This window comes from Mesorhizobium sp. BHscii, from assembly GCF_053848065.1.
On record NZ_JBSPKW010000014.1, the window covers coordinates 78,267 to 102,732 of the forward strand.

23 protein-coding genes are annotated in these 24,466 nt (G+C 62.8%); 6 read left to right on the forward strand and 17 right to left on the reverse strand.

The features are described from left to right. Positions 1-20: 20 nt before the first annotated feature. Positions 21-1,691, reverse strand: a complete 1,671-nt coding sequence (locus ACWTU7_RS19890) for a peptide ABC transporter substrate-binding protein (RefSeq protein WP_065009364.1) — start codon at positions 1,689-1,691, stop codon at positions 21-23. A gap of 38 nt (positions 1,692-1,729) precedes the next feature. Next, entirely contained in the window at positions 1,730-3,394 is a 1,665-nt protein-coding gene (locus ACWTU7_RS19895) for an ABC transporter ATP-binding protein (RefSeq protein WP_455839840.1), read from the reverse strand. Positions 3,395-4,183: 789 nt separating this feature from the next. On the opposite strand from ACWTU7_RS19895, the gene ACWTU7_RS19900 reads away from it, so the two are divergent. From ACWTU7_RS19900 to ACWTU7_RS19910, 3 genes are all read left to right on the forward strand, one after another. Next, positions 4,184-5,509 carry an NAD(P)/FAD-dependent oxidoreductase gene (locus ACWTU7_RS19900; protein ID WP_455839784.1) on the forward strand — a complete coding sequence of 442 codons (1,326 nt, stop codon included), beginning with the start codon at positions 4,184-4,186 and terminating at the stop codon, positions 5,507-5,509. 84 nt (positions 5,510-5,593) lie between these two features. Then, positions 5,594-6,667 (forward strand): tartrate dehydrogenase, encoded by a 1,074-nt coding sequence (locus ACWTU7_RS19905; protein ID WP_455839783.1) that lies wholly within the window; start codon positions 5,594-5,596, stop codon positions 6,665-6,667. 10 nt (positions 6,668-6,677) lie between these two features. Continuing rightward, positions 6,678-7,154, forward strand: coding sequence for an Lrp/AsnC family transcriptional regulator (locus tag ACWTU7_RS19910; protein ID WP_029352587.1), 477 nt, complete (start codon positions 6,678-6,680; stop codon positions 7,152-7,154). Positions 7,155-7,194: 40 nt separating this feature from the next. On the opposite strand, the gene ACWTU7_RS19915 is transcribed toward ACWTU7_RS19910, so the two are convergent. Next, positions 7,195-8,571, reverse strand: a complete 1,377-nt coding sequence (locus ACWTU7_RS19915; RefSeq protein WP_455839782.1) for an aminotransferase class III-fold pyridoxal phosphate-dependent enzyme — start codon at positions 8,569-8,571, stop codon at positions 7,195-7,197. Between the two features lie 13 nt (positions 8,572-8,584). Next, positions 8,585-9,427 (reverse strand): GNAT family N-acetyltransferase, encoded by an 843-nt coding sequence (locus tag ACWTU7_RS19920; RefSeq protein WP_455839781.1) that lies wholly within the window; start codon positions 9,425-9,427, stop codon positions 8,585-8,587. Positions 9,428-9,748: 321 nt separating this feature from the next. On the opposite strand from ACWTU7_RS19920, the gene ACWTU7_RS19925 reads away from it, so the two are divergent. Continuing rightward, on the forward strand, positions 9,749-10,438 hold the full coding sequence (locus tag ACWTU7_RS19925; RefSeq protein WP_192363946.1) for a haloacid dehalogenase type II: 690 nt from the start codon (positions 9,749-9,751) through the stop codon (positions 10,436-10,438). Between the two features lie 108 nt (positions 10,439-10,546). Here the strand turns inward: ACWTU7_RS19925 and ACWTU7_RS19930 are convergent, their stop codons facing one another. From ACWTU7_RS19930 to argE, 5 genes are all read right to left on the reverse strand, one after another. Then, positions 10,547-12,022, reverse strand: coding sequence for an NAD-dependent succinate-semialdehyde dehydrogenase (locus tag ACWTU7_RS19930; RefSeq protein WP_455839780.1), 1,476 nt, complete (start codon positions 12,020-12,022; stop codon positions 10,547-10,549). A gap of 20 nt (positions 12,023-12,042) precedes the next feature. Beyond that, positions 12,043-13,086 carry a tartrate dehydrogenase gene (locus ACWTU7_RS19935; RefSeq protein ID WP_455839779.1) on the reverse strand — a complete coding sequence of 348 codons (1,044 nt, stop codon included), beginning with the start codon at positions 13,084-13,086 and terminating at the stop codon, positions 12,043-12,045. A gap of 176 nt (positions 13,087-13,262) precedes the next feature. Further along, complete coding sequence (locus tag ACWTU7_RS19940) at positions 13,263-13,619, reverse strand: cupin domain-containing protein (protein WP_455839778.1); 357 nt, start codon at positions 13,617-13,619, stop codon at positions 13,263-13,265. Positions 13,620-13,633: 14 nt separating this feature from the next. Further along, positions 13,634-14,557 (reverse strand): 2-hydroxyacid dehydrogenase, encoded by a 924-nt coding sequence (locus ACWTU7_RS19945; protein WP_455839839.1) that lies wholly within the window; start codon positions 14,555-14,557, stop codon positions 13,634-13,636. Between the two features lie 17 nt (positions 14,558-14,574). Beyond that, on the reverse strand, positions 14,575-15,699 hold the full coding sequence (argE, locus tag ACWTU7_RS19950) for an acetylornithine deacetylase (protein WP_455839838.1): 1,125 nt from the start codon (positions 15,697-15,699) through the stop codon (positions 14,575-14,577). A 245-nt stretch (positions 15,700-15,944) separates the two neighbouring features. Between argE and ACWTU7_RS19955 the strand changes: the two genes are divergently transcribed. Together ACWTU7_RS19955 and ACWTU7_RS19960 are read left to right on the forward strand one after the other, a co-directional pair. Further along, positions 15,945-16,823, forward strand: a complete 879-nt coding sequence (locus ACWTU7_RS19955; protein WP_455839777.1) for a GNAT family N-acetyltransferase — start codon at positions 15,945-15,947, stop codon at positions 16,821-16,823. Between the two features lie 475 nt (positions 16,824-17,298). Further along, entirely contained in the window at positions 17,299-17,901 is a 603-nt protein-coding gene (locus ACWTU7_RS19960) for a cupin (protein ID WP_455839837.1), read from the forward strand. 113 nt (positions 17,902-18,014) lie between these two features. Here the strand turns inward: ACWTU7_RS19960 and soxA are convergent, their stop codons facing one another. The 8 genes from soxA to ACWTU7_RS20000 are packed head-to-tail and all read right to left on the reverse strand — an operon-like array spanning position 18,015 to position 24,272. Next, complete coding sequence (gene soxA / locus ACWTU7_RS19965; RefSeq protein ID WP_455839776.1) at positions 18,015-18,794, reverse strand: sulfur oxidation c-type cytochrome SoxA; 780 nt, start codon at positions 18,792-18,794, stop codon at positions 18,015-18,017. Further along, entirely contained in the window at positions 18,794-19,114 is a 321-nt protein-coding gene (soxZ, locus tag ACWTU7_RS19970) for a thiosulfate oxidation carrier complex protein SoxZ (protein ID WP_455839775.1), read from the reverse strand. The genes soxA and soxZ overlap by 1 nt, the downstream gene beginning before the upstream one ends. Next, positions 19,114-19,584, reverse strand: coding sequence for a SoxY-related AACIE arm protein (locus ACWTU7_RS19975; protein ID WP_455839774.1), 471 nt, complete (start codon positions 19,582-19,584; stop codon positions 19,114-19,116). Before ACWTU7_RS19975 ends, soxZ begins: the two co-directional genes overlap by 1 nt. A gap of 2 nt (positions 19,585-19,586) precedes the next feature. Then, positions 19,587-20,039, reverse strand: coding sequence for a sulfur oxidation c-type cytochrome SoxX (gene soxX, locus ACWTU7_RS19980; RefSeq protein WP_455839773.1), 453 nt, complete (start codon positions 20,037-20,039; stop codon positions 19,587-19,589). Then, entirely contained in the window at positions 20,036-21,298 is a 1,263-nt protein-coding gene (locus ACWTU7_RS19985) for an FCSD flavin-binding domain-containing protein (RefSeq protein WP_455839772.1), read from the reverse strand. The genes soxX and ACWTU7_RS19985 overlap by 4 nt, the downstream gene beginning before the upstream one ends. Then, complete coding sequence (locus ACWTU7_RS19990; RefSeq protein ID WP_455839771.1) at positions 21,285-21,629, reverse strand: c-type cytochrome; 345 nt, start codon at positions 21,627-21,629, stop codon at positions 21,285-21,287. The genes ACWTU7_RS19985 and ACWTU7_RS19990 overlap by 14 nt, the downstream gene beginning before the upstream one ends. Further along, on the reverse strand, positions 21,616-23,790 hold the full coding sequence (locus tag ACWTU7_RS19995) for a molybdopterin cofactor-binding domain-containing protein (protein ID WP_455839770.1): 2,175 nt from the start codon (positions 23,788-23,790) through the stop codon (positions 21,616-21,618). Before ACWTU7_RS19995 ends, ACWTU7_RS19990 begins: the two co-directional genes overlap by 14 nt. An 11-nt stretch (positions 23,791-23,801) precedes the next feature. Then, positions 23,802-24,272 carry a (2Fe-2S)-binding protein gene (locus ACWTU7_RS20000; RefSeq protein WP_029352620.1) on the reverse strand — a complete coding sequence of 157 codons (471 nt, stop codon included), beginning with the start codon at positions 24,270-24,272 and terminating at the stop codon, positions 23,802-23,804. Positions 24,273-24,466: the final 194 nt, after the last annotated feature.

Below are 24,466 nucleotides of genomic sequence, written 5' to 3' on the forward strand. Positions count from 1 at the left end.
AAGGCGGCGGCGTAAGAATGTCAGTCCTTCCAATGCCATCCGGCGGCATGCCAGGATGCGACGCGGGTGTTGGAATTTGCCTCGAAACCCTCCAGCCCTGCCTTGCGGCCGAACACATTGGCGTAGGCAAACAGAGGCAGGAACGGCAGATCCTGACGAACAATTTCCTGAACACGCAGATAGATGGCGCGCCGCTCTTCCCGATCGAAGGTGCGGGTACCCTTGTCGAGCAGCGCATCAACCTCCGGGTTGGAGTATTGGCCGGTGTTCGAGCCCTTTCCGCCCTTCGCGACGATCGCCTTTGTGTGCAGGCGGTTGGTAACGTCGGGGTCGCCCGCGATGACATTGGTTACACCGGAGATAGCTGATTCGAACTGCGATTTGAGCCAGAAATCACCCCACATGACGGCGGCCGGCAGGTTCGAAATGGTCATCTCCACCCCGATCTCGGCGAACGTCTGCTGCAAGAACTGCTGCGTCTGCTCGCGCAGGTGGTTGCCGGAGGTGGTGGAGTTTGCGAACGACAGACGCACCCCGTCCTTCACTCGTATTCCGTCGGATCCGGGTACCCAGCCGGCCTCGTCGAGGATCTGGCGCGCGCGCTCGATGTTGAACTCCTGCGCCGGCAGGTTAGGATTGTAGTAGTAGGAATTCTGCGGCATGAAGGTCTCGGTGGGGTTGTGGACCCCGTAATAAAGTCCTTCGAGGATCGCTTTCCTATCTATTGCGGCGTAGAGCGCCTGGCGAACCGCAGGGTCCTTGAATTGCGGCTTCTCAAGATTGAGATAGATCGACTCGACCGATGCTCCGCGCTCCAACATGACCACGCGATCCGGTAGTGTGCTGGCTTCCGCATAGTTGTCGGCGGTTATGAATGCCTGGTCGACAAGATCAATGTCGCCGCTCTTGAACTGGGTGTAGAGCACCGTCATGTCGGGGATGTATTTGAAGACGAGCCGCTCCAAATAGGGGCCCTCCCCGGCATAGTCCGTGTTCGCCACGAGTTCGATGTGATCGCCGGCGATGCGCTGCGCCCACTTGAATGCGCCAGTGCCGACAGGCGCCTGATTGAAGGCGGCGGCGTTCGGGTCGGCCTCTTTTTCGAGGATGTGCTTGGGAACCATGAAGGTTTCGGCGAGAAACGACAGGTAGGGGGCGAAAGCCTCCTCCATCCGCCAGGTGAGCTCGGTCGGCGAGACCACCTTGATGTCGCGCACCAGCGAATGACCCGCCGTGCGCCACGCGCGGAATTTCGGATTGGTGATTAGCTCAAGCGTGAACTTCACATCCTCGGCCGTGAAGGGTTGGCCGTCGTGCCAGCGAACATCATCACGCAGGCGGATGCGCCACAAAAGTCCATCCTCCGAAATGCCGCCGTTCTTTTGGCTGGGCACTTCGGCCACAAGATTGGGCTGAAGAACGCCCTTGGGGTCCATGCGAACGAGTGCATCAAACACCGAGAAGTGCACGGCGTCGTCGCACTCGGTATGCGGCATCAGTGGATTGAAGACGGTGGGTTCCTGCGAAAATCCGACGACGACGCGGCCGGTCGGGCTCGCTGGAGGGTTCTGGGCGAAGGCGGGTTTGCCCAAAAGATTGGGCGCAATGAGGCCTGCGGCCCCGCCTATCGCCATCAATCGAAGGGCGTCGCGCCGCGAGTAGTTCGATTTGGAGTTCGTACGTTCACTCATTGGAATTCCCCTTGTTCTGGCGGTGTCCGCCGTGGCTCTTACCCGTTTGCTGCAACCGGGCGGTTAGCTCCCGGCTGCTCTCCCGGAATCGCCGCCACCAGCTCACGCGTGTAGGCTGATTGCGGGTCGAGGAAGATCTGCGAGGGTGGTCCGCGTTCAACGATCCGCCCTTTCTGCATCACCGCGATTTCGTCGCAGATCTGGCTGGCGACGCGCAGGTCGTGGGTGATGAAGATCATCGATACGCCGGTCTCTCGCTGGATTTGGTCCAGCAGCTTCAGGATCTGCGCCTGGATCGAAACGTCGAGCGCCGACACGGCCTCGTCGGCGATCAGCAGCTTCGGCTTGAACATCAGCGCCCGGGCGATGCCTATGCGCTGGCGTTGCCCACCGGAAAATTCGTGCGGATAGCGGCCGAAGGCGCCGGTATCGAGACCGACATGAGCCAGTAGCACCTTCGCCTCTTCACGCGCTTGGGCATACGGCATCCCGTGCGCGACCGGGCCAACAGTCAGGATGTGGCCGACAGTCGAACGCGGGTTGAGCGAGGCGAAGGGGTCTTGGAAGATCATCTGGACCCGCGGCCGCAGCGGGCGGAACTCGGCTTCGGAAAGCCTGGCAATGTCGCGGCCCTCGAACAGAATCCCGCCGCCGTCGCAGTCCAGCAGCTTGATCAGAAGCCGGCCCAGCGATGATTTGCCGGAACCGCTCTCGCCAACGACGCCCAGCGTGCGCCCGGGCGCCAGATCGAACGAGACCTCGTTAACGGCGGGCACGACGCGCTCCTTGCCGAACAGCGCACTGCCGCTGCGGTAGGTCTTCACCAGGCCTTCGACCTTCAGGATCGGCGCTTTGTTGGCCGTCTCCAGAGGAACGCGGTCCTCGCCGGTCAGGCGCGGGACGGCCGCGATAAGGCGCCGGGTGTAGGGATGGCTGGGCGACTTCAGGACCTGTTGAGCGCTACCCTGTTCGACGATGTGGCCCTTCTCCATCACGACGACACTGTCCGCGATCTCGGCCACCACCCCGAAGTCGTGGGTGATGAACATGACGCTCATTCCCTTGCGGCGCTGAATGTCGCGGATCAGCTCCAGAATCTGTGCCTGGGTGGTCACGTCGAGCGCGGTCGTCGGTTCATCCGCGATCAGGATCGTGGGTTCAAGCGCCAGCGCCATGGCGATCATAACCCGCTGCCGCTGCCCGCCAGAAAGCCGGAACGGATACTGATGATACATGAGTTCGGGATCGGGCAGCCCCACCTCGGTCAGCAACTCGACAGCGCGGCCACGACGGGATTTCGGGGTGCCGACGCCATGTGCCGCCATCACTTCGTCGATCTGCGCGCCCACCGTCATCAGCGGGTTGAGTGCCGAGAGCGGATCCTGGAAAATCATCGACACAACCCGACCGCGTAGGCTGCGCAGCTTGTCGGGCGACAAACCTATGATGTTCATCCCATCCAGCTGGATGGCGCCCGAGGAGACGCGGATCACCTTGGGCAGTAGCCCCATGATCGCATTGGCTGTGACAGACTTTCCCGATCCGGATTCGCCGATGATGCACAGGATCTGACCGCGCTTCAGATCAAAGGAGATGTTCTCGACGGCATGGGTCCGTTCCATGCCTTCCGGCAAATTCACCGTGAGGTCGCGTATCGAAAGCGCCACATCGTGGGGGGCTACAGCCTGGATGCTTGCGACCATCGAGATCACCTCCCCTTTAAACCGAACGGGTCCACGCTGTTGCGGACCGAATCATCGCCCTTTGAGCAGAAGCGCCTCACCGGAGCGGCCGTCGTCTGGCCATCTCGGCGCTTCGCGCCCTGAGGCTGCGAGAAACGGATTCTGCTCATCCTGGCGGCTCCCTTGATGAAATCCGGTCCGTGTACCGGACACTGTTCCCTTTTGTTGGAGAACTCTCCGAAGGCGTAAGCCCTGCCTATCGGAAGTCCTCTGGAGCTTGCCTGCCATAAGGAAAGGTTGCTCCGTTCTTTCAGCCAGTTTGACTGTTTTGTTTCCGCAGAGTCATCGAAACTTGGCCCTCGGGCGGCAGGAACTTCTGAAAAGAACGTCCAGTTCGGCATTTCACTCTGCAGCTGTTCGGGGCCCGCGACATGATCCGGCAATCATATCCTTCATGCGGTAATACGCGCCCACGACGGGCAGGAACCAGGGCTTCCGGCGTGCATCGACACCGTCTGCCACGCAATGCGGTCGAGCGGAACGGTGTCCGTGCGGCCCATCGCAATGTAGGCCAAGGCACTGCCGATCAGGGTCGGCAACTGTGCGCCGCGCGCCCTGAATAGCCATGCCGTAGATGACGCGACTGCATGAAATGTACTCCTGCTTGCCCCGGTGCCAGCGAGCTTTTCGCGCAACAATTGCCCGTCCTAGAGGCCGCTAACCGCACGATATTCCGTCCAGGCACAAACTTCGCGGCCTGCGTCTGTCGGGGGCAGGTTAGGATGCTTCAAATTACCGGAGTCCCCATCCATGCCCGCGCCGCTCATGCACATCGATTCCAGCCCATCCCTGCCTCGCGAGGCGGACGTCGTCGTCATCGGCGGCGGCGTGGTAGGCGTATTCACGGCATATTATCTCGCACGCCGCGGCGTCAGCGTTGCCCTGCTGGAGAAGGGGCGCGTTGCCGCCGAACAGTCCAGCCGCAACTGGGGCTGGTGCCGCCAGCAGAACCGTGACGCGCGGGAGTTGCCGATGGCAACCAAGAGCCTCGATCTCTGGGAAAAAGTGGCGCAGGAGACTGGCGAAGACACCGGCTTTCGCCGTTGCGGGCTGCTCTATTTGTCGCAGAACGACGATGAACTCGCAGGTTGGGCAAAGTGGCGCGATTTTGCAAGGACGGTCGGCGTCACGACGCATATGCTGAGCGCGGAAAAAGCCACCGAACGGGGTAAAGCGACCGGCTGCAAGTGGAAGGGCGGCGTTTTCTCACCGACCGACGGAACGGCAGACACCTCGAGGGCGGTACCTGTAGCCGCGCGAGGGATCATGGCGGCTGGCGGCTCCGTACATCAATATTGCACGGCTCGCGGCATAGAGTTGAGTGCCGGCCGGGTCAGCGGCGTCGTTACAGAAGCCGGAACCATCCGGACAAGGACCGTGGTCATGGCCGGAGGCGCGTGGGCTTCTTCCTTCTGCAACCAGCTTGGTATTCGTTTCCCGCAAGCTGCCGTGCGTCAGTCCATTCTAGCCGTAGCGCCGGGCGCAAATGGCTTGCCGGATGCCCTGCATACCGCGCGCGTCTCGCTGACGCGGCGCGGCAACGGTGGATACACTCTGGCGATCAGCGGGCGGGCGCGAGTCGATCCAACGCCGCAGCAGCTCAGGTTCAGCCGCGAGTTCGTGCCCATGTTCGCCCGCCGCTGGCGCAGTCTGGCCCCGGGAGCGTTCGAGGGCTGGCGTCAAGGTCATGAAAGCCTGAGGAAATGGGTACTTGACGACGTGACACCAATGGAACGGAATCGGATTCTCGACCCCAAACCTGACATGAGGCAGATTCGGCTGACATATCGACGAGCCTGCGAATTGATGCCCGAACTCAAGCGCGTCGCGATCTCCGATGCCTGGGCGGGTTATATCGACAGCACGCCCGACGGCATTCCCGCAGTCGGTGAAATCGAGGGGATTCCGGGTTTTATCCTGGCGGCGGGACTCAGCGGTCACGGCTTCGGGATCGGCCCCGGCGCGGGGCATATGATCGCCGACATCATCACGGGCAGCGAGCCGATCGTCGATCCACGTCCTTATAGGCCGGAGCGCCTGAAGACCGCTGCGTGGGGCAAGGTCGCTGAATTCTGAGAAGACCGATTTGCCAACGTCCAACCGGGCGCACACGAGATCGAGGCAGCGAGGCGGCCAGCACTGAAAACAGGGAAAGTGACGATGCGCGAATATGAGATTGCCGCCATTCCAGCCGACGGGATCGGGCCAGAGGTCATTGCCGCCGGTCTCCAGGCGCTTGAGACACTTGAAGAGCGCTGCGGCGACTTCAAGCTGCGCGTCAAGCACTTCGACTGGGGCTCAGACTACTACAAGGCCCATGGTCGGATGATGCCCGAAGATGGTGTGACGCAACTGAAGCCTTTCGACGCTATCTTCTTTGGCGCGGTCGGTGCTCCCGATGTGCCCGACGACATCACTCTCTGGGGCCTCCGGCTGCCGATTTGCCAGGGCTTTGATCAGTACGCGAACGTGCGGCCAACCAGGATACTGCCGGGCATTGCTTCTCCGCTGGCGGGCGTTGGCCCTGGCGATCTCGATTGGGTGATCGTGCGGGAGAATTCCGAGGGCGAGTATTCGGGCCACGGCGGCCGCGCCCATCGCGGCCTCCCCGAGGAAGTCGGAACCGAGGTCGCGATCTTCACGCGCGTCGGCGTCACCCGCATCATGCGCTATGCATTTCGGCTGGCGCAGTCACGGCCGCGAAAGCTCCTGACAGTTGTTACGAAATCCAACGCGCAGCGTCACGGCATGGTAATGTGGGACGAAATCGCCGGCGAGGTGGCACGGGAATTCCCGGACGTCACGTGGGACAAGATGCTGGTTGATGCTATGACGGCGCGTATGACGCTGAAACCACGGAGCCTCGATACGATTGTCGCCACCAATCTTCACGCCGACATCTTGTCGGACCTTGCAGGCGCGCTTGCGGGCAGCCTCGGTGTAGCACCGACCGCCAATATTGATCCCGAGCGGCGCTACCCCTCGATGTTCGAGCCTATCCACGGCTCGGCATTCGACATTGCCGGCAAAGGTATCGCCAACCCTGTCGCCACCTTCTGGACCGTTGCCCAGATGCTTGACCATCTGGGCGAAAGCGAAGCGGCCGACCGGCTGATGCGCGCTGTGGAATCGGTGACAAGGGAAGGCGTGCTGACGCCGGACGTTGGTGGCACCGCGACCACGCAGGAAGTAACGGACGCCGTTTGCCGGACGATCCGCGGTTCGAACGTGTGACAGGTTTCTGATGAAGCTCGACAAGATCGACATCAAAATTCTCTCCGAGCTGCAAAAGAACGGGCGCATATCCAACGTCGAGCTTGCCGAGCTGGTGTATCTGTCACCGAGCCCCTGCCTGATGCGGGTCAAGAAGCTTCAGGCGGAAGGCTTCATCACCGGTTATTCCGCCCAGATCGACGTCTCCAAGCTCGGGCAGACGTTGACGGTCTTCACCGAGATCACGCTCAGGAACCATCGGCAGAACGATTTCGCGCGGTTTCTTGCCACCGTCGAGAAGATCGATTCCGTCATCGAATGCCATCTTGTTTCAGGTGGCTACGACTACCTGGTGAAGTTTGTCACAGCGGGAATCACCGAATACCAGACGGTCATGGAGCGCCTTGTCGAAATGGACATCGGCATCGACAAATATTTCAGCTTTGTCGTGCTGAAATCCCCTATCGTGAAATCTCACCTGCCGCTCGACGCCATATTCGACAGATGAGGAAGAGGCTGCCCCGCGCATGCGGCGGCAGTCTGGACGATCATCTTTTCATTGTTGCCCGCACGTCCTTGTCTTCGAGGGTTTGATCCAGCGTCATCCGCGTGCGTTCGAGGATTCCATCGATATCGTCCTCCGTGCAGCAGAGCGGCGGCGCATAGCCCAGGATGCCGCTGTTGAAGGCGCGGATGACGAGGCCGTTCGCCCATGCGCGGTCGAAAATACGGCGACCCGGATCGGCTGCCACCGGCAGGGGCGTCTTGCGCTCCTTGTCGGTGACCAACTCGACCGCGGCCAGCATGCCGCGACCGCGAATATCGCCAACCAGCGGGTGGTCGGCGAGCGAGCGAAGGCCTTCCATCAAGCGCTTCCCGGCCTTCCGCCCGTTCTCGAGCAAGCCCTCTTCGTAGAGACGCAGGCATTCCAGCCCCACCGCCGCGCTCACGGGATGGGCTGAATAGGTGTAGCCATGGCCGACAGGCGCTTTGCCGGCTCCATCCGCGATCGTATTGTAGACATGGTCCGACATGAAGACTGCGCCCATCGGCACGTAGCCCGAGGTCAGTCCCTTCGCCGTGGTCATGAAATCCGGCACCACATCGTCCTCGTCACAGGCGAAGAGCGGGCCGGTGCGGCCAAAGGCAGTGATGACTTCGTCGGCAACGAACAGAATGTCGTATTCCTTGCACACGGCGTGCAGGGCCTTCAGCCAGCCTGTCGGTGGAACGAGGACTCCGCCCGAACCCTGAATGGGTTCGGCGTAGAAGGCCGCAACGCAGTCCGCGCCGAGTTCCGCGATCTTGGCGCGCAGGGCCGCGACCGATGCGTCGATAATCGTCTGCGGATCGGAACCGACCGGATTGCGATAGGCGTAGTGCGAGGGAATCTTGTGCTGCCAGTCGTAAGGCACGCCGAAGCCCGCATGGAAAGCGGGGATCGCGGTCAGACCGGACCCTGCCGTCGAGGATCCGTGGTAGCCATACTCGACCGAGATGAACTGGTCCTTTTGCGGCGTACCCTTGGCATGGTAGTAGTAGCGAATGAAACGGATCGTGCTGTCGACTGCGTCGGAACCGCCCAGCGTGAAATAGACATGGTTCAGATCGCCGGGCGCCAGTTCGGCAAGTCTGGCAGCAAGACGAATGGCAGGCTCGGACCCCAGCCCGAAATATCCCGTCGCATAGGGAAGCTCTCTTAGCTGCTTGGCCGCTGCCTCAACGACGCTTTCCTGCCCGTATCCGATGTTTACACACCATAGACCCGCGAATCCGTCCAGCAGCGTTTTCCCGCTTGCATCGGTCACCATCGCGCCCTTGGCGGATTTCAGCACCCGCACACCGGTTTCCTCGTGGCTCCGATAGCATGAAAACGGGTGAACCAGATGTGCGCGATCGAGTTCGATCAGTGAGTTTGCCAGCATTTCTTCCTCCGATTCAACCGAGTGCCTGACTGACCAACACATATGTGCGGTGATGCGCGGGCTTGCTTTCTTTGTGCGTGGCCATGGAGCGTCGCATCGTGATCCCACCGCCGACGTGCGCGAGCCCGCGCCCGGTGAGCCATTCAGCGAGATTTGTGGAACCATCCGTATCGATACGGACAAACCTGCCCTGGTGATGGGCGAGCAGAAAGTCGATCAGCGCCTTGGCTTCGCTACCGTTTCTCGCCACCACTGGGCCGATGACCAATCCTCGACCGAACGGGCGGATCGCCCCAAAGGCCTGGACTTCGCCTTCGTCACGAACGACGGCGAACTTCGCCCGCTCTCGCAAGAGCTGCATCAGCGCCGAACGGTCATATCCATACGCCGCGCGATCCAGAGCCACGAGGCGGCCATGATCGCCGCTCTCGCTCCAGGATACATGGTCCGGTGCGTCGACCGGCAAAGCCTCGCCCTGATACTGCACGATCTCGCCTGTCGTAACAAAGCCCAGCTTCTCATAAAGCGGGAGCCCTTCCTGTGTCGCCACCAGATAGCAAGTGCGCTCACCCGCCTTGGCAAGCGCCTCCTCCATCATCTTTCGGCCGAGCCCGCGGCCGCGCATGGCCGCATCGACGATCACCATGTTGATGGTGGCGGCATCGTCGCCGTAGGGGGTAATCATGATGGTCGCCACCACGCGTTCTTCTTCCAGAGCGACGATCCCCCGGCTGATCGACTGGACCAGCTCCCAATCCTCGCGGCGATGCGGCCATTTAACTTGGCGAGACAACTCGACAGCACCTTCCAGGTGCCCCGGTGTCATCTCTTCAAGGATGATCTGTCGTGTGGTCATGATGAATTTCCGGCCTTCGTCTTCAGGTGCTAACGGTAAACCGCCGAAGACAGCAGTTCCTCCCGACGCACCGCCATGCGCTACGCGTTTTCGCTATCCTTCGCCGCTCGCGCCGCATCTTCTGCCGAAGCATGGCCGACAGGCCGTGCTGCTCCCAAGCTCGAAAGGACACCTGGCGCAACTCTCTGCCAATCCGGCGATGCAATACGAAACGATCTGCTTCAGGTCGCGGCGAATGCGGCCGTTAGTCTTCCATGTCGCCGACTATGGTGATTGCGGTACAGGCACGCTGTGCCGAGGAAAACTAGGAGGATGGTCGCCATGTCGACGTTCAGACCGAAATACATTACCTTCGACTGCTACGGCACGCTCACCAATTTCGATATGGCCGGTGCCGCGAGGCGCGTCTACGGCTCGCAGCTTTCGCCTGCCGCGTTGACGCAGTTCATCAAGGATTTCGCGGGCTATCGCCTCGACGAGGTTCTTGGCGCCTGGAAGCCCTATATCGAGGTCGTGCACAATTCCGTGGAACGGACCTGCAAGCGCAACGGCGTCGCATTCCGGCCCGAGGATGCCCAGCGCATCTATGAGGAAGTGCCGACATGGGGTCCGCACCCGGATGTCCCGGCGGGGCTGGCCAAGGTCGCCAAGGAAATCCCGCTGGTGATCCTATCCAACTCCATGAACAGCCTGATCATGTCAAACGTGGAGAAGCTCGGCGCACCCTTCCACATGGTCATCACGGCCGAGGAGACCGGCGCCTACAAGCCTTTGATGAAGGGCTTCGAATATATGTTCGACAAGCTCGGCTGCGGCCCTGAGGACATTACGCACGTGTCGTCCTCATTCCGCTACGATCTCATGACCGCCTATGATCTCGGTATCAAGAGCAAGGTCTGGGTGAATCGCGGCCACGAGCCCGCGAACCCCTTCTACGAATATACCGAGATCAAGGATATCGGAGGTCTGGCCGCCGCCGTCGGACTGGAGCCCGTTCGGGAAGTTGCTTGAGGCTGGCGGGCCTCCGGCCATCGCGGCATCCGATGTATCGAATGAGAAAGGGGCGGTTCGACCGCCCCTCTCTCATTGCTGGTCCGGTCTTGGGATTCCGGATAGCCTCTAATGCAAGCCGCCGACGTGAAGCGTCTTGACCTCCAAATATTCCTCAATCCCCAGCTGCGATCCTTCGCGCCCCAGCCCCGACTGCTTCACACCGCCGAACGGCGCGACCTCTGTCGAGATAAGACCGGTGTTGAGTCCGACCATGCCGAACTCCAGCGCCTCAGCGACACGCCACGATCGTTTGAGGTTTTCCGTGTAGAAATAGGCGGCAAGGCCGAAGGGCGTTCCGTTGGCGATCGCGATCGCTTCTTCCTCCGTCTCGAAGCGGAAGAGCGGAGCCACGGGGCCGAACGTCTCTTCCGACGCCAGGAGCATTTCGGTCGTGGCGTCGCCGAGCAGAATAGGCCGGGCGTATTGCTTGCCTTCCGGCACTGCTTCGCTCCGGGCAATTATCCGGGCGCCTTTCTCCAAAGCATCGGCGACATGCCGCTCGATCTTCTCGATGGCGGCACCATTGATCATCGGCCCGATGACGACGCCCTCCTCTGTACCGGCGCCTACCTTCATCTCTGCAACTCGGCTGGCGAGCTTGGCAGCAAACGCCTCATAGATGCCGGCCTGCACGAGAATGCGGTTGGCACAGACGCAAGTCTGGCCGCCATTGCGAAATTTGGAGTTTACCGCCCCTTCGACGGCAAGATCGAGATCTGCGTCATCGAAGACGATGAAAGGCGCGTTCCCGCCGAGCTCGAGGCTGAGCCTTTTGATGCCGTCGGCGGCGCCCTTCATCAGAAGCGCGCCGACGCGGGTTGAACCTGTGAAGGAGATCTTGCGCACCGTTTCGTTGGCCATCAGCTCTTTGCCGATCTCCGCCGGCATGCCGGTTACGATGTTGATAACGCCTGCCGGGATGCCCGCTCGCTCCGCCAGGACGCCGAGCGCGAGCGCCGAAAATGGTGTGAACTCGGACGGCTTGATCACCACCGTGCAGCCGGCAGCCAGTGCGGGGGCGACTTTGCGCGTGATCATCGCGTTGGGGAAATTCCACGGGGTGATGACGGCGCAGACGCCGACTGCTTCCTTGAGAACCAGAATGCGGCGATCGGCAGTGGGTGACGGAATGGTCGAGCCACCGGTCCGGCGCGCCTCCTCCGCAAACCATTTCACGAACGACGCGCCGTAGCGGATCTCCGCGAGCGCCTCGGCAAGCGGCTTACCCTGTTCCAGAGTCAGCAGAAGCGCCAAATCCTGTTCATGCCGGCGAATGAGGTCGTGCCAGCGTTCCAGCAGTCCCCCGCGCTCGGCATGAGTCTTCTTCTTCCAACTCCTGAACGCTTCGGCCGCAGCGCCGATCGCGGCCCTGGTCTCGTTGCCCCCCATGTCGGGAACGGTGCCGAGAACATTCAGGCTGGCAGGGTTGGTGACCTCGGCGACGGCCTTTGTGTCCGCTTCCCGCCAGACACCGCCAATCAACGCCTGCTGGCGGAACAGGTCCGTATCGTTAAAGGTGCCAATCCTCGTGATCGCATTCATGGTCTTTTTCCTCTGCCCTTTCAGTTCAATGCCGCAAGCACGGCTCGCGTGATGGTTTCAGTCCGGTCCTTGCCTGCGATCGTGCCTATGCCCTGCGCGGTTATGGACTCGATTGCCGACATCACTTCTGCCGCAGCATGCCGCTCGCCCAGATGCTCGAGCATCATCGCACCGGACCAGATCGCGGCGATCGGATTGGCGACGCCGAGATGCGCGATATCGGGCGCCGACCCATGGACAGGCTCGAACATGGAAGGTGCGCTGCGATCGGGATTGATATTGGCCGAGGCGGCATAACCCAGCCCGCCCTGGATCGCCGCTCCGATATCGGTGAGGATGTCGCCAAACAGATTCGAGGCGACGATTACGTCGAGGCTTTCAGGCGCCAGCACCATGCGGGCAGCCATGGCGTCGATGTGGTAGTGCGAGACCTCTACATCGGGATAGTCTTTCGCTATCTCGTGCGTCACCTCATCCCAGAAAACCATGGAATGTTTCTGCGCGTTGGATTTGGTCACAGATGCGAGCTTATTGCGGCGCGCCCGCGCCTGTTCGAAGCCGAAACGCATGATCCGTTCGACACCCGCACGCGTGAAGATTGCTGTCTCAATCGCGACCTCATTGGCCGTGCCGGAATGGACGCGCCCGCCGGCGCCGGAATATTCGCCTTCCGTATTCTCGCGTATGCACAGGATGTCGAAGCCATCGGATCGGAGGGGCCCCTGGACGCCCGGCAACAGCCTGTGCGGTCGTATGTTGGCGTACTGCGTGAACCCTTTCCGGATCGGCAGGAGCAGTCCGTGCAGCGATACTGAATCAGGCACTTCCGCGGACCACCCCACAGCGCCCAGGTAGATCGCATCGAATTTTCGAAGTGTCTCGATGCCGTCTGGCGGCATCATTGCGCCGGTTTCCAGGTAGTAGGCGCAGGACCATGGGAAGCGTTTGCCATCAAGGGCGAAACCGCCCCGTTTTGCCGCCGCCTGCATCACCTGCCATGCCGACTCGGTCACGTCCTTGCCGATGCCGTCGCCGGGGATGAGCGCTATGTTGTAGGTCTTCATTTGATGGAGGTCCTCATTCGCACTAGCGTTTCATCGGAACAATAATGGACTGCGCGCCGCATTTTCCGTCGAGGATGAGCCGCCCGACGGCGTCGAATCGCATCAGGCGGAACTTGGAAAGTCATTTGTTCTGGAACCGCCACGCGCTCTATTCGGCCGGACCTTGAGCATTGAACTCAGTCATAAACGCAGACGTAGATCTTGCGCACGGTCTCGATCGTGCGCCAGACGCCGACGAAACCGGGCTTCATCACGAAGCTGTCGCCGGCGCGATAGGTCTTCGTCTCGCCCCCGTTCTCCTCGATTTCGATCACACCCGAAATGATGTGGCAAAACTCGTAGGTGGTGCCCTTGATCGAATGCGTCTCGCCGGGCGTCGCCTCCCAGACGCCGGTCAGAACCGTCTCACCTTTGGAGGCATCCTGCGCCCAGGTCTTGAAGGATGGAGTGCCGGAAATGAGCCGCTCCGGCAGCGGCAATGCCTCCTTCGGCGTGAAGGCGGGATTTGTGTCGACAGTGATCAGAAGTGACATGTGAGGTTTCCTGGTTAGTAGCCGAGCGTCCGATCGACGAGGCCGATCAGAGCCTTCCCGGCGCGGTGGCGCCGGATGTTGTCCACGGCGGATTGCGCCGCCGTATGCGGTTGCGTCACCGAGGCGATGTGCGGCGTTATCATCACCTTCGGATGCGACCACAGCGGATGGTCTTCCGGGAGCGGTTCTGGATCAGTTACGTCAATCATCGCCGCAGATACGTGACCGGTGTCGAGCGCGTCGATCAGCGCGGCCTGGTCGAGCTGCGGACCCCTGCCGACATGCAGCAGCTGCGCCCCGGCGGGCAGTAGGTCGAAGAGCTTTGCATCGAGCATGCCGCGCGTTTGTTCCGTCAGCGGCAGCAGGCAGACGAGAATATCCGTTTGCTTCAGAAAGCCCGCGAGTTGGTCCGCGCCATGAAAACAGGCCACCCCCTCTATCCGCTTTTCGCTGCGGCTCCACCCGGCAAGCGGAAACTGGAACGGCTTCAAGCGCTCGATAGCCGCCTGCGCCAGCATGCCAAGGCCGAGGAAGCCAACCCGGCGCTCGGCCGCCTGTCGAGCGGCAATTGGTTGCCAGAGGCACCTTTTCTGCTGCTCGAGATAGGCGGGCACCTCCCGGTGGAGCGCCAACACGCCGAGCGCGACGTATTCCTGCATCATGCGGATGATGCCATCCTCGACCATCCGCACAAGCTTCACATGGCTTGGCACCACGTCCTGCTTGAACTGGTCGACGCCCGCTCCGATGCAAAACAGCACTTCCAGATTGCGGTAGCGCGAGATCTCGTCCGGCACCGTCCAGGTAATGAGATAGCGCACCTTCTCCGGCTCCATCTCCTCGCCGGAATGGAAGAATTCCAGCTCCGGGAGCTCGCGCGCGAAGATCTCGCGGAACACCGCAGCACGCGCGGCATCGGAATTGAAAAGAAACGCCATGGAAACCGCCCCTTCCTTCAGGCCGCGAGACGCGCGCCGAGCCCGTGGATCATCTTCCGGCAAGCGGCAAGTTCACCGATCTCGATATATTCGTCGGCACGGTGAGCACGGCCGATGTCGCCGGGGCCGCAAATGATCGCATCGATACCGGCCAGCTGATAAAGCCCGGCCTCCGTGCCGTAACTGACCGCTGTGTGCGGCTCCTGCCCCGTCAGCTCCGTCAGAACCGCCGCTAGCTCACTCCCCTTCGCGGGTGCAAGGGCGGGATAGGAACTCAACTCGTGCCAAATTACCTCGAAGCCGCTGTCGCGCAGGGCAAAAAGCCCAGCCTTGACCGGCTCAAGCAGGGAGGATGGAGAAACGCCCGGCACGGCACGTACCTCGATATCGGCAGTGCAGTGGCCAGCGATGACGTTGACCGCCTGTCCACCGGCGATGACGCCCACCTGCAACGAAGAATATGGGGGCTCGAAATCTTGATCGAGCGGTCCGTCGGCAAGGGATTGGCCATAGGCCACGGCGTGCGTGATGACGCCGGCCATGGCGTGCACAGCATTGAGTCCGAGATCGGGGCGAGACGAATGGCCGGATCGCCCGACCACCTCGAGCCGCGCGGCGGCCTTCCCCTTGTGCGCGCGCACCGGCTGCATCCGGCTCGGCTCGCCGACAATCGCGCCAAGCGGCCTCTCGCATAGGCCTGGCAACGCAGCTAAGAGATGCGGCACGCCACGGCACCCCGCCTCTTCATCGTAGGAGAATGCGAGATGAATTGGCTGCCGCAGGTTCATCGCCGCAAGTCCTGGGAGCGCGGCCAATGCGCAGGCGAGAAAGCCCTTCATGTCGGTGGCGCCGCGGCCGTAAAGCCTGCCGCCCTCGCGGCGCAGGACAAACGGATCCGAGCTCCATTCCGGCTCGCCGGCCGGCACGACATCCACATGTCCGGAGATGATGTAGCCCCGACCCTCGCGCGGGCCGATCGTGACGAAGAGGTTGGACCGGTCGCCCTCGGGACCAGGAAGAACCGTCACCTCGGCTCCCGCTGCCTGACAGTAGTCGCGGATCCAATTGACGATCGCGCCGTTTGGGGTGCCCACAACAGAGGGAAATGCAATCAGGGTCGCGAGGATTTCTTCCACGTTCATGGCGGTCCGCTCTGCTTGCACATTGTCACCGGGTGCGACCAGCCTATCCGTAGGCAGCAGTGTTCCCTGCCGAATCGCGTCGTGCTTTGGCTGAAGATTGCGAAAAAACGCCTCGAACCAGCGAAACCTGCTGGCTTTCTCGTGTAAAGCTGCGGCAAATGAGGCCTGTCGTGACATGGCGTCGACGACGGAAACACCACATGCTTGCGACGCTGGGCATTGGTTGAAGGAGCCGATCGACTGAGATGCAGAGATCAGTGCGCCTGAAATCCTTTGAACTGGTTGCGCGGGACATCAATGATGTCGACGTTGAGCTGCTGCATGCACTATCGATTTCTGTCCGCTGGCCGCATCGCCCCAAGGACTGGGATTTGTTGCGCCGCGCCGGCCACGGCATCGTCGCCGTTGACGGAATTGGGCGCGTCTTCGGAAGCGCGATGTGGTTTCCCCACGGGGACGATTTTGCCACCATTGGTCTTGTGATCACGACGCCCCGCGCACAGGCGCAGGGAGGTGGCCGATGGCTCATGGAACAGGTCCTTGAGCAGTGCGGGGATCGCAATCTGGCTCTGAATGCAACTCATCCCGCCTATCCTCTGTATATTTCACTCGGCTTCACGAGCGAGGCGATCGACTATATGCGCCAGGGACAGGTCTCCCAAACACTCCCGCCGATGCCAGCTCTCGACGGTGACCTAAGTGACCTGCCTAGCGACAGGCTCGGCGACATCACCGCGCTGGACGCGCGCGCATTCGGGACAAACCGTGCAAGGCTGCTTGCTTTGCTCTCGGACGATGCCTCAATCGCCACTTTGATTCGTGGCGGCGAGGTCGCTGGCTATTCCATGTGTCGCGAGTTCGGGCGCGGCCACGTGATTGGCCCCATTGTGGCTCGGAGCGACCAGGACGCGGTCCATCTCACCGCCGTCCATCTGAAGAAGCTGGCAGGTCGATTCGCGCGCGTCGATACGCGCGAGAGGGATGGCGTGTTTGCCGAGTTCCTTCAGCAGAGCGGCCTAGGCGTTGCCGAGACCGTGACGACAATGTCCAAAGGCCGCCGGTTTCTGAACCGGGAAAGCAACGGACCTTGGATTTATGGGCTGGCCAGCCACGCCTGGAGCTGAATGCAAGTACACTCCGCCCTCAAGCAGCGGTCAGAGGTGTCTGTAGATCAGAGCGCTCGAATTGCACCGAAAAGCCCAAGCAACGGGTGTAGTGCGGTTGCTATCATGCGGCCGGGACGACTACCGCTTAGAATCTTCCCCGAATCCCGGATTCGGTTTCGCTGCCGACAAAATGACCGTCCGACGCCCACCCGCCACGCCATCTAACGTGGCCGATGCCGCGCGAGCACAGTGCGATTCGCGCGTTGACGTGATTAATGTCCCGCAGCAGATCGGATGTCAGATGACGTCCGGCGATGACCCGCATGCGACCAACCGGCCGTCCGCGATGGCCTCCGCCTGATCGGTGAAGCGCAGGGGCAGACATAGACACGGCGTAAATCCCTACCGAACAGGCAGCGGAACCGACCGGCATGAAGACGGTTGAATCGGCATGAAGGCTCGTCTTCTGACAGCCAGCAATGCAGGCTACATCATGAGCATTCTGCAGAGTGCCAAGAAAGCTGTCGAGCAGGCTACCGGTGTCGCAAGACCGGGCAGGCAAGAAGTAACCAGTCTTGTAAGGCGGCGAAAAGCGAATGAGTTTTGGTTCAAGGATGATGGCCTGGTGCCCAATCATCCGTTTTGGCCGCTTGTCGTCTATCGAGGCGCCGTGAGGCTGCCTGACGAATTTGATCCCGCAGCCGTCTTGGAGGAGCTTTTCGAGGCCAATGGATGGGGGGACAGCTGGCGGAATGGCATCTACGACTACGTTCACTACCATTCGCGAATACATGAGGTGCTCGGGGTTGCAGCCGGGGCGGCCAAAGTCCGGTTTGGAGGCAAAAAGGGACGAACCCTGTCCCTGAAGGCCGGCGACGTCGCGGTTCTTCCGGCCGGCACCGGGCACCAATGCCTTTCGGCATTCGCCGATTTTCTAGTGGTCGGCGCCTATCCTCCATTTGGGACCTATGATGAATGCACGACTGCCCAGGAGCATGATCGCGCGCTCGCGACAATCCAGAAGGTAGGTCGTCCACGCAAGGATCCCGTCTATGGGAGCAAAGGCCCGCTTCTGCAAAATTGGAGGAAGACCTGAAGTAGGCGCAGATCGATCGAAGACCTCCAAGTACAGCTCAGGCTAACGGCCGAGCGCCGCATTGCGATCAACTGTCCGTCGGCGGCAGGCGAACGACCAGCGACAGTCCGGCATCACGGCCGGACCGCCGGCGTCTCGACCAGCAGGCCGCGGGCCCGCTCCATCAGATGGAGCTCCAGCTCGACGAGTTCGGGTGCGCTGAACGCGAAGGGCTCGGCCCTCACCCCGATCATGCAGTTGCGCAGGCGCCGCTGCAGCGAACCGACCGTCTGCCACTCCAGTCGGTAGAGCGGATAGCCGGTCGGATGGGCCTGCGGGATGACACTGCCGCCGAGCCGTTTGCCCCAATTGTCGTCGTGGCAGGAGGCGCAGGAGAGGTCGAGCTGGCCGATGCGGCTCTGGAACAGGCGCCGTCCGTTGTCGCGAAACGGCGCGAGCCGGGCGTCGGTCGCCGGTATGATTGGCATGCCGCGCGACTGATGCGCCACATAGGCCGTCAGGGCGAGCAAAGCGTCAGACTCCGGCGCTAACGGCTCGGCCTGCTGCCGCTCCGCTCGGCAGGAGTTGATACGCCCGGCAAGGTCGATCGGCCGTCCTATCGCCTCGTCAAAGGCCGGGTAGCGCGCGGCAACGCCGCGCATCGTCTGGGAAGCATCGCCATGGCAGCCGGCGCAGGCGACATCCTCCCTGCCCCCCGCCTGTTGCCAGAGCTGCTCGCCCTGCAGCACCCACAGCATGCCGGGGTTGCTCGTGTCGTCGGCCTGCAGCGCCTGCGTCTCCGGCGTCATAAAGTCGAAACCGGAGCGCTTCGCGCTGTCTTCGATGCCGGCGGCAGAGACGATGCCGCAAATAGCGGCAACACCGAGGGCTGCTAGCCGCCAGGGCGTATGCATTAGTTCACCGTTATCATGGCGGACGCCGTCTGCGCCCTTCCTGTGTCGTCCGTCCAGGTGAAGTCGATCGTGCCGCTCGTCGTGGCGACGAGCGTGAAGGCAATGAACGGATTGGCCGACACCGCTGGAAAGAGATCGGCCGAAAACACCTCCTCGCCGTTGTAGGCGCAGGCGAAGCGGCGGATAATGTCGCGGGGGATGTTGGAGCCGTTCGGGCCGATACGATAGCCGGTTTCCATCGGATGGGCGATCATCGCCTTGATCTCGACGACCTCGCCCTGCCTGGCCATTTTCGGCACATTGACGAGCGCGCGCGCCATTATGAGAGATCCTCGATGCAGGCGGCCAGCGTGACGATGGCGCTCGCCCGGCTCGACCAGAAGCTGCCGTCGCTCATCTCCGCAACGGCCACCACCACCTGAGTGGTCGCGAGGCGGATCCGCGTCGAGACGGTGGCGCGGCCCGTGCGTGGCCCGAGGTGGAAAACCGCGACATTCGCCTCCGGGTTCTTCTCGTTGAAGACCGCGATGCGCCGGACATGGTCGTCCGCGGTCATCGGGCTCTCGGCGGCGACCGTGATCCCGACCGCGTTGCCGTTCTCGACCAGGGGTGGCAGATCGAGCCGGACGCGGCCGTCGAGGACGTCGGCTCCCCCGGTGAAGGTCCGGATCGCGTCCTCGAGGCTCGGACGGGCAACAGCCCAGCGCGGCAGACTGATCACCAGCAGACCAGTCATGCCGGCCCGAAGAAACTGACGCCGTCCGGCCAAGCGAAGCGGGTCTTCGTGCATAATCACCCCTTCAGTGTGGTGAGATAGGCGACGATATCCTCGATATCGGCGCCGCTCAGGATCGGCTTGCTGCGCCAGACGGTGGCGACACGCCGGCCTTGCTCATCCGCGACCCGATAGTAGGAAGGCATGATCGTGTTCGGCACGAGCCGCTTCATGTCGACCACGCGCAGCCGGATCTGGCCATCCGAAAGCCTTGCCCCGACGCCGGTCAGGTCGGGCGCCAGCGTGCCGTGCAGATGCGCGTCGGGAAACGGGCCGCTGTGGCAGAGCGTGCAGAGGCTGCGCTGCCGGTCCGAGATCAGCGTGGCGCCGCGCGCCGGATCACCCGTGCCGCCGACCAGAGGCTCCATGATCGCATCGCTGGTCACGACATAAGACCCCATCTCCTCGCCGGCACCGGGCGAGGCCGCAAGCTGCAATCCCATAAGAGCGAGGCAAGCCACCCTGCTCATCCGAACACTTCACTGGTGATCGTTCGGAACCAGTCCTCCGCATAGGCCGCTTCCAGTTCGCGATCGGAGGGCGGTGCTTCGAGCGGGCTGGTGCCGCCCGCACCCTCCACCTCGGCAAGCAGGCCGTCGCGCGGCTGGTAGACGCCTGCGATCGAAATGCCGTAGCCGGGCGCGACCAGGCTGTAGCAGGTGTTGATGAGCTTCGGCTGCGCCGGCTGCCGCTCCCTGATCAGCGCGCTGACCGCCGCAGCGCAGGCTTTTGCCTGGGCGTTGGCGCTGAAGGCGGATTTCGGCATAGCCCCGCCGATCGCCGCGTCGCCGACGACGTGGATCGCCGGCTGCAGGCGGGACTCGAAGGTGACCGGGTCGATCGGACACCAGCCCGTCTGATCGGCGACGCCGGCCGACTGCGCGATCCCGCCCGCACGCTGCGGCGGGATCACGTTGGCGACATCCGCCTTGTGATTGCCGAACTCGGTCACCAGCGTCCTTGTCGCCGGGTCGACTTCCGTCACCCTGCCGCCCGAGGACAGTGGCACCCATTCGATCAAGCCGGGATAGAGCTCTTGCCAGGCCGCTTCGAACAGGCGCTGCTTCGAAAAGGCGTCCTTGGCGTCGAGGATGATCAGCTTGGAGCGTGGCTTGCTGGTCTTGAGGTAATGCGCGATCAGGCTTGCCCGCTCGTAGGGACCGGGCGGGCAGCGGAACGGATTGGCTGGCGCGGAGAGAACGACGACCCCACCGTCCGGCATCGCCGCGAGCTGGTCGCGCAGCAGCAGCGTCTGCGGCCCCGCCTTCCAGGCATGCGGCATGATCGCCGCCGCCGCCTGGTCGTAGCCCGGCAAAGCGTCGAAGCGCAGGTCGACGCCGGGCGCCAGCACCAGTCTGACGTAGCCGATGTCCGTACCATCCTCCAGCCGAACGCGCCGGCGCTCAGCATCAACGGCGACAGCGCGCTTGCGGATGAGGCCGATGTCGCCGAACCGGTCATAACCGAAGGTCTGCGCCTCGATGCCACGCAGCCCTGCAACAACTGCATTGCTGAACGGGCAGGCCAGATAGGCTGTCTCTGGCTCAATCAGCGTCACGGCAAGGTCGCGATCCAGCCGTTTCAGCGCGCGGGCGCAGCTCGCCCCGGCAAAGCCGCCGCCGACGACGATCACGCGGGGCTGCGCCTGTGCGCGCACCTGCGGCGCGGCAAGGACGGCCGCGGCGACGCTGGCCGCCGCGCCGCCGATCAGGGCTCTACGGCTGGGCATGGCGTGCCGCCTCCTGTTTGGCGAGCCATTCGGCGATGGCGCGCGTCTCCTCCTCGGTAAATCCCCTGGCGATGCGGTCCATGACCGTCGCCTTGCGCTCACCGGAACGGAAGGCTTGCATCTGGGCAATGATGTCGTCGGCCGCATGGCCGTCGAGCGAGGGGATGGCTGAGCCGAGCGCCGCCGGCCCGTGACAGCCGGTGCACGCCGTCGCACCAGGTGCCGCGTCGGCCCGCGCCGACGCGCTGGCCACGAGCCCCGCAAGCAGAACGGGCACGAACGTTCGTCTGCCGCGCCTGTTCTTCGAGCGCCTCATGTCATGCGAGGTCATGGTTTTTCAAAGGCAGCGTGCGGATGCGCTTTCCGGTGGCGGCGAAGATCGCATTGAGGACGGCCGGCGCGGCGACCGCTATGGTCGGCTCGCCGACGCCGCCCCAGAAGCCGCCGGACGGCAGTATGATCGTCTCCACCTCCGGCATCTCGGCCATGCGCAGAACCTCGTAGCTGTCGAAGTTCTCCTGCTCCATGCGGCCGCCATTGACCGTGCACTCGCCGTAAATGCAGGCGGAAAGGCCGTAGACGAAGGAGCCCTCGACCTGCCGTTCCACCTGTGCGGGATTGACGACATGACCCGGATCAGTGGCCGCCACAATGCGGTGGATCCTGAGCTGCCCGTCGGTGACCGAAACCTCCGCTGCCGCCGCGACATAACTGCCGAAACCCATGATCTGCGCGAGCCCGCGGTGAACACCCGCTGCGGCCGGGGTGTCCCAGCCGATCCGTTCGGCAACCGCCTCCAGCACAGCGAGATGCTTCGGATGTTTGGCCATCAGCTTGCGGCGGAAGGCGAGCGGGTCGACGCCGGCCGCATGGGCGAGTTCGTCCATGAAACACTCGATGTAGAGCGCGTTCTGGTTGAGGTTCACGCCGCGCCAGAATCCTGGCGGGATCGGCGGGTTGCGCATCGCATGGTCGACAAGCAGATTGTCCACCGTATATCCCAGCGTGCCTTCCGTGCCGGCGAGCACGAGGCCCTGAAAGACCACCGGGTCCATACCGTTCTGCATGCCTTCCGGCCGCACTGCGGCAAGGATCGACTGGCCGGATATGCGCATGTGCAGAGCGGTCAGGTTGCCGTCCGCGTCAAGCGAGCCCGTCAGTCGGCATCGCGTGGTCGGGTGATAGGCGCCGTGCAGCATATCCTCTTCGCGCGACCACATAAGCTTTACGGGCGTTCCTGGCACCTGCTTGGCAATGCTGACCGCCTGGCGCACATAGTCCTGGAAGTTGCCGCGCCGGCCGAAGCCGCCGCCGAGATGGATCTTGTGCACCTCGCATTGCTGCACCGGCAGGCCTGCGGCCTCGGCCGCTGCAGCAAGGCTCGCCTCGCCATTTTGGGTCGGCACCCATACCTCGCAGCGCTCCGGCGTGTAGAGCGCCGTCGCGTTCATGGGCTCCATGGTCGCGTGGTTCTGATAGGGGTAGGCATAGGTCGCCGTGACCCTCCGGCCGGCGGCGGACAGGGCGGCACCCGCGTCACCTTGCTCGGCGCCAATGAAGGCATCATTTGCGGCGAGGCCCTCTTCGAGCATCGCCGCGATCGAGGCGCTGGTGACCTGCCTGTTGGGGCCTTCGTCCCAGACGACCGGCAGGGCATCGAGTGCGGTCTTCGCCCGCCACCACGTGTCGGCGACAACGGCAACGGCGGTTTCGTCGACCTGAACGACAGTGCGCACGCCGGGCATGCCTGCGACCGCCGCCGCGTCGAAGCTCTCCACCTTGCCGCCGAAATACGGACAGGCCCGGATCGCCGCGTTGAGCATGTTCGGCAGCTTGAGATCAACACCGTAAACCTGGCTGCCGTTGAGCTTGTCGGCCGTGTCGAGCCGCGGCAGCGGCTTGCCGGCTATGGTCCAATCCTTGGGGTCCTTCAGCGTGATGTTGGCGGGCGGCCTCATCCGCGCGGCGGCGGCGGCCAACTGACCATAAAAGGTGGCGCGATCTGATGCTGCATGCGTGACCATGCCCATCCTTGCAGTGCATTCGCTGGCCGGCACGCCCCATTCGGCGGCCGCTGCGGCAATCAGCATCTCGCGCGCAACGGCGCCACCAATGCGCACATACTCGTGCGACTCGCGGATACCGCGGCTGCCCCCGGTCGAGAAATTGCCCCACACGCGGTCGCGTGCGAGGTTCTGGGCCGGCGACGGATATTCGGTCGTGACCTTTGACCAGTCGCAATTCAGCTCCTCGGCGACGAGTTGCGCCAGGCCGGTCAACGTCCCCTGCCCCATCTCGGAACGGGCGATGCGGATGACAACCGTATCGTCGGGCCTGATCACCACCCAGGCATTGATCTCCGGCGCGGTCTCGGCGCCCTCGGCAAGTGCCGGCTTGATGAACGGCACGTTGAATCCGAGGGACAGGCCGCCGGCCGTGGAGGCCACGCCGATGATGAAGCTGCGGCGGGAGATGGAAATTATGGCGTTCATGACTGATCTCCTCAACCGCGCTGCGTGGCTTCGCCGCTTTTGGCGGCCAGCTTGATCGCGGCGCGCACCCGGTTGTAGGTGCCGCAGCGGCAGATATTTGTGATCTCGGCGTTGATGTCCTCGTCAGCGGGGTTCGGGTTCTGCATGAGCAGGCCCGCCGCAGCCATGATCATGCCGGCCTGGCAGTAGCCGCATTGCGGCACATCGAGCGCAAGCCAAGCCTGCTGGACCGGATGTGAACTGTCTGGCGAAAGCCCTTCGATGGTGGTGATTTGCTGGTCCGGCTCGACCGCGCTCACCGGAAGTACGCAGGAGCGCGTGGCGACGCCGTCTATATGAACGGTGCAGGCGCCGCAGGCGGCAACGCCGCAACCGTACTTCGTCCCGGTAAGCCCGATCTGCTCGCGGATCACCCACAGCAGCGGAGTATCCGGATCGACCTCGATGTCACGGGGCGTGCCGTTGATGATCAATCTGGCCATTGTGCAATCCTTTCGATCAAAGGCTGGCGAGGACCGCCGTCCGGATGCCGCGCGGCACGGCCTGACGGCAAAGACCGGAAGTCCGGGCTAGCGACGAGGCCAAGTTAGGCGGAAGCTGTCGCAGAACCTTGTCCCGACGACCGGCAGTTCATCGCAAGCTGTCGCAGGCGCTGCGCTCTGATACATTTCGTTAC

Excerpts from the sequence above, each read along its gene's own strand:
- ACWTU7_RS19890 (WP_065009364.1), bottom strand. The coding sequence starts at position 1,691 with ATGAGTGAACGTACGAACTCCAAATCGAACTACTCGCGGCGCGACGCC.
- ACWTU7_RS19895 (WP_455839840.1), bottom strand. The coding sequence starts at position 3,394 with ATGGTCGCAAGCATCCAGGCTGTAGCCCCCCACGATGTGGCGCTTTCG.
- ACWTU7_RS19900 (WP_455839784.1), top strand. The coding sequence starts at position 4,184 with ATGCCCGCGCCGCTCATGCACATCGATTCCAGCCCATCCCTGCCTCGC.
- ACWTU7_RS19905 (WP_455839783.1), top strand. The coding sequence starts at position 5,594 with ATGCGCGAATATGAGATTGCCGCCATTCCAGCCGACGGGATCGGGCCA.
- ACWTU7_RS19910 (WP_029352587.1), top strand. The coding sequence starts at position 6,678 with ATGAAGCTCGACAAGATCGACATCAAAATTCTCTCCGAGCTGCAAAAG.
- ACWTU7_RS19915 (WP_455839782.1), bottom strand. The coding sequence starts at position 8,571 with ATGCTGGCAAACTCACTGATCGAACTCGATCGCGCACATCTGGTTCAC.
- ACWTU7_RS19920 (WP_455839781.1), bottom strand. The coding sequence starts at position 9,427 with ATGACCACACGACAGATCATCCTTGAAGAGATGACACCGGGGCACCTG.
- ACWTU7_RS19925 (WP_192363946.1), top strand. The coding sequence starts at position 9,749 with ATGTCGACGTTCAGACCGAAATACATTACCTTCGACTGCTACGGCACG.
- ACWTU7_RS19930 (WP_455839780.1), bottom strand. The coding sequence starts at position 12,022 with ATGAATGCGATCACGAGGATTGGCACCTTTAACGATACGGACCTGTTC.
- ACWTU7_RS19935 (WP_455839779.1), bottom strand. The coding sequence starts at position 13,086 with ATGAAGACCTACAACATAGCGCTCATCCCCGGCGACGGCATCGGCAAG.
- ACWTU7_RS19940 (WP_455839778.1), bottom strand. The coding sequence starts at position 13,619 with ATGTCACTTCTGATCACTGTCGACACAAATCCCGCCTTCACGCCGAAG.
- ACWTU7_RS19945 (WP_455839839.1), bottom strand. The coding sequence starts at position 14,557 with ATGGCGTTTCTTTTCAATTCCGATGCCGCGCGTGCTGCGGTGTTCCGC.
- argE (WP_455839838.1), bottom strand. The coding sequence starts at position 15,699 with ATGAACGTGGAAGAAATCCTCGCGACCCTGATTGCATTTCCCTCTGTT.
- ACWTU7_RS19955 (WP_455839777.1), top strand. The coding sequence starts at position 15,945 with ATGCAGAGATCAGTGCGCCTGAAATCCTTTGAACTGGTTGCGCGGGAC.
- ACWTU7_RS19960 (WP_455839837.1), top strand. The coding sequence starts at position 17,299 with ATGAGCATTCTGCAGAGTGCCAAGAAAGCTGTCGAGCAGGCTACCGGT.
- soxA (WP_455839776.1), bottom strand. The coding sequence starts at position 18,794 with ATGCATACGCCCTGGCGGCTAGCAGCCCTCGGTGTTGCCGCTATTTGC.
- soxZ (WP_455839775.1), bottom strand. The coding sequence starts at position 19,114 with ATGGCGCGCGCGCTCGTCAATGTGCCGAAAATGGCCAGGCAGGGCGAG.
- ACWTU7_RS19975 (WP_455839774.1), bottom strand. The coding sequence starts at position 19,584 with ATGCACGAAGACCCGCTTCGCTTGGCCGGACGGCGTCAGTTTCTTCGG.
- soxX (WP_455839773.1), bottom strand. The coding sequence starts at position 20,039 with ATGAGCAGGGTGGCTTGCCTCGCTCTTATGGGATTGCAGCTTGCGGCC.
- ACWTU7_RS19985 (WP_455839772.1), bottom strand. The coding sequence starts at position 21,298 with ATGCCCAGCCGTAGAGCCCTGATCGGCGGCGCGGCGGCCAGCGTCGCC.
- ACWTU7_RS19990 (WP_455839771.1), bottom strand. The coding sequence starts at position 21,629 with ATGACCTCGCATGACATGAGGCGCTCGAAGAACAGGCGCGGCAGACGA.
- ACWTU7_RS19995 (WP_455839770.1), bottom strand. The coding sequence starts at position 23,790 with ATGAACGCCATAATTTCCATCTCCCGCCGCAGCTTCATCATCGGCGTG.
- ACWTU7_RS20000 (WP_029352620.1), bottom strand. The coding sequence starts at position 24,272 with ATGGCCAGATTGATCATCAACGGCACGCCCCGTGACATCGAGGTCGAT.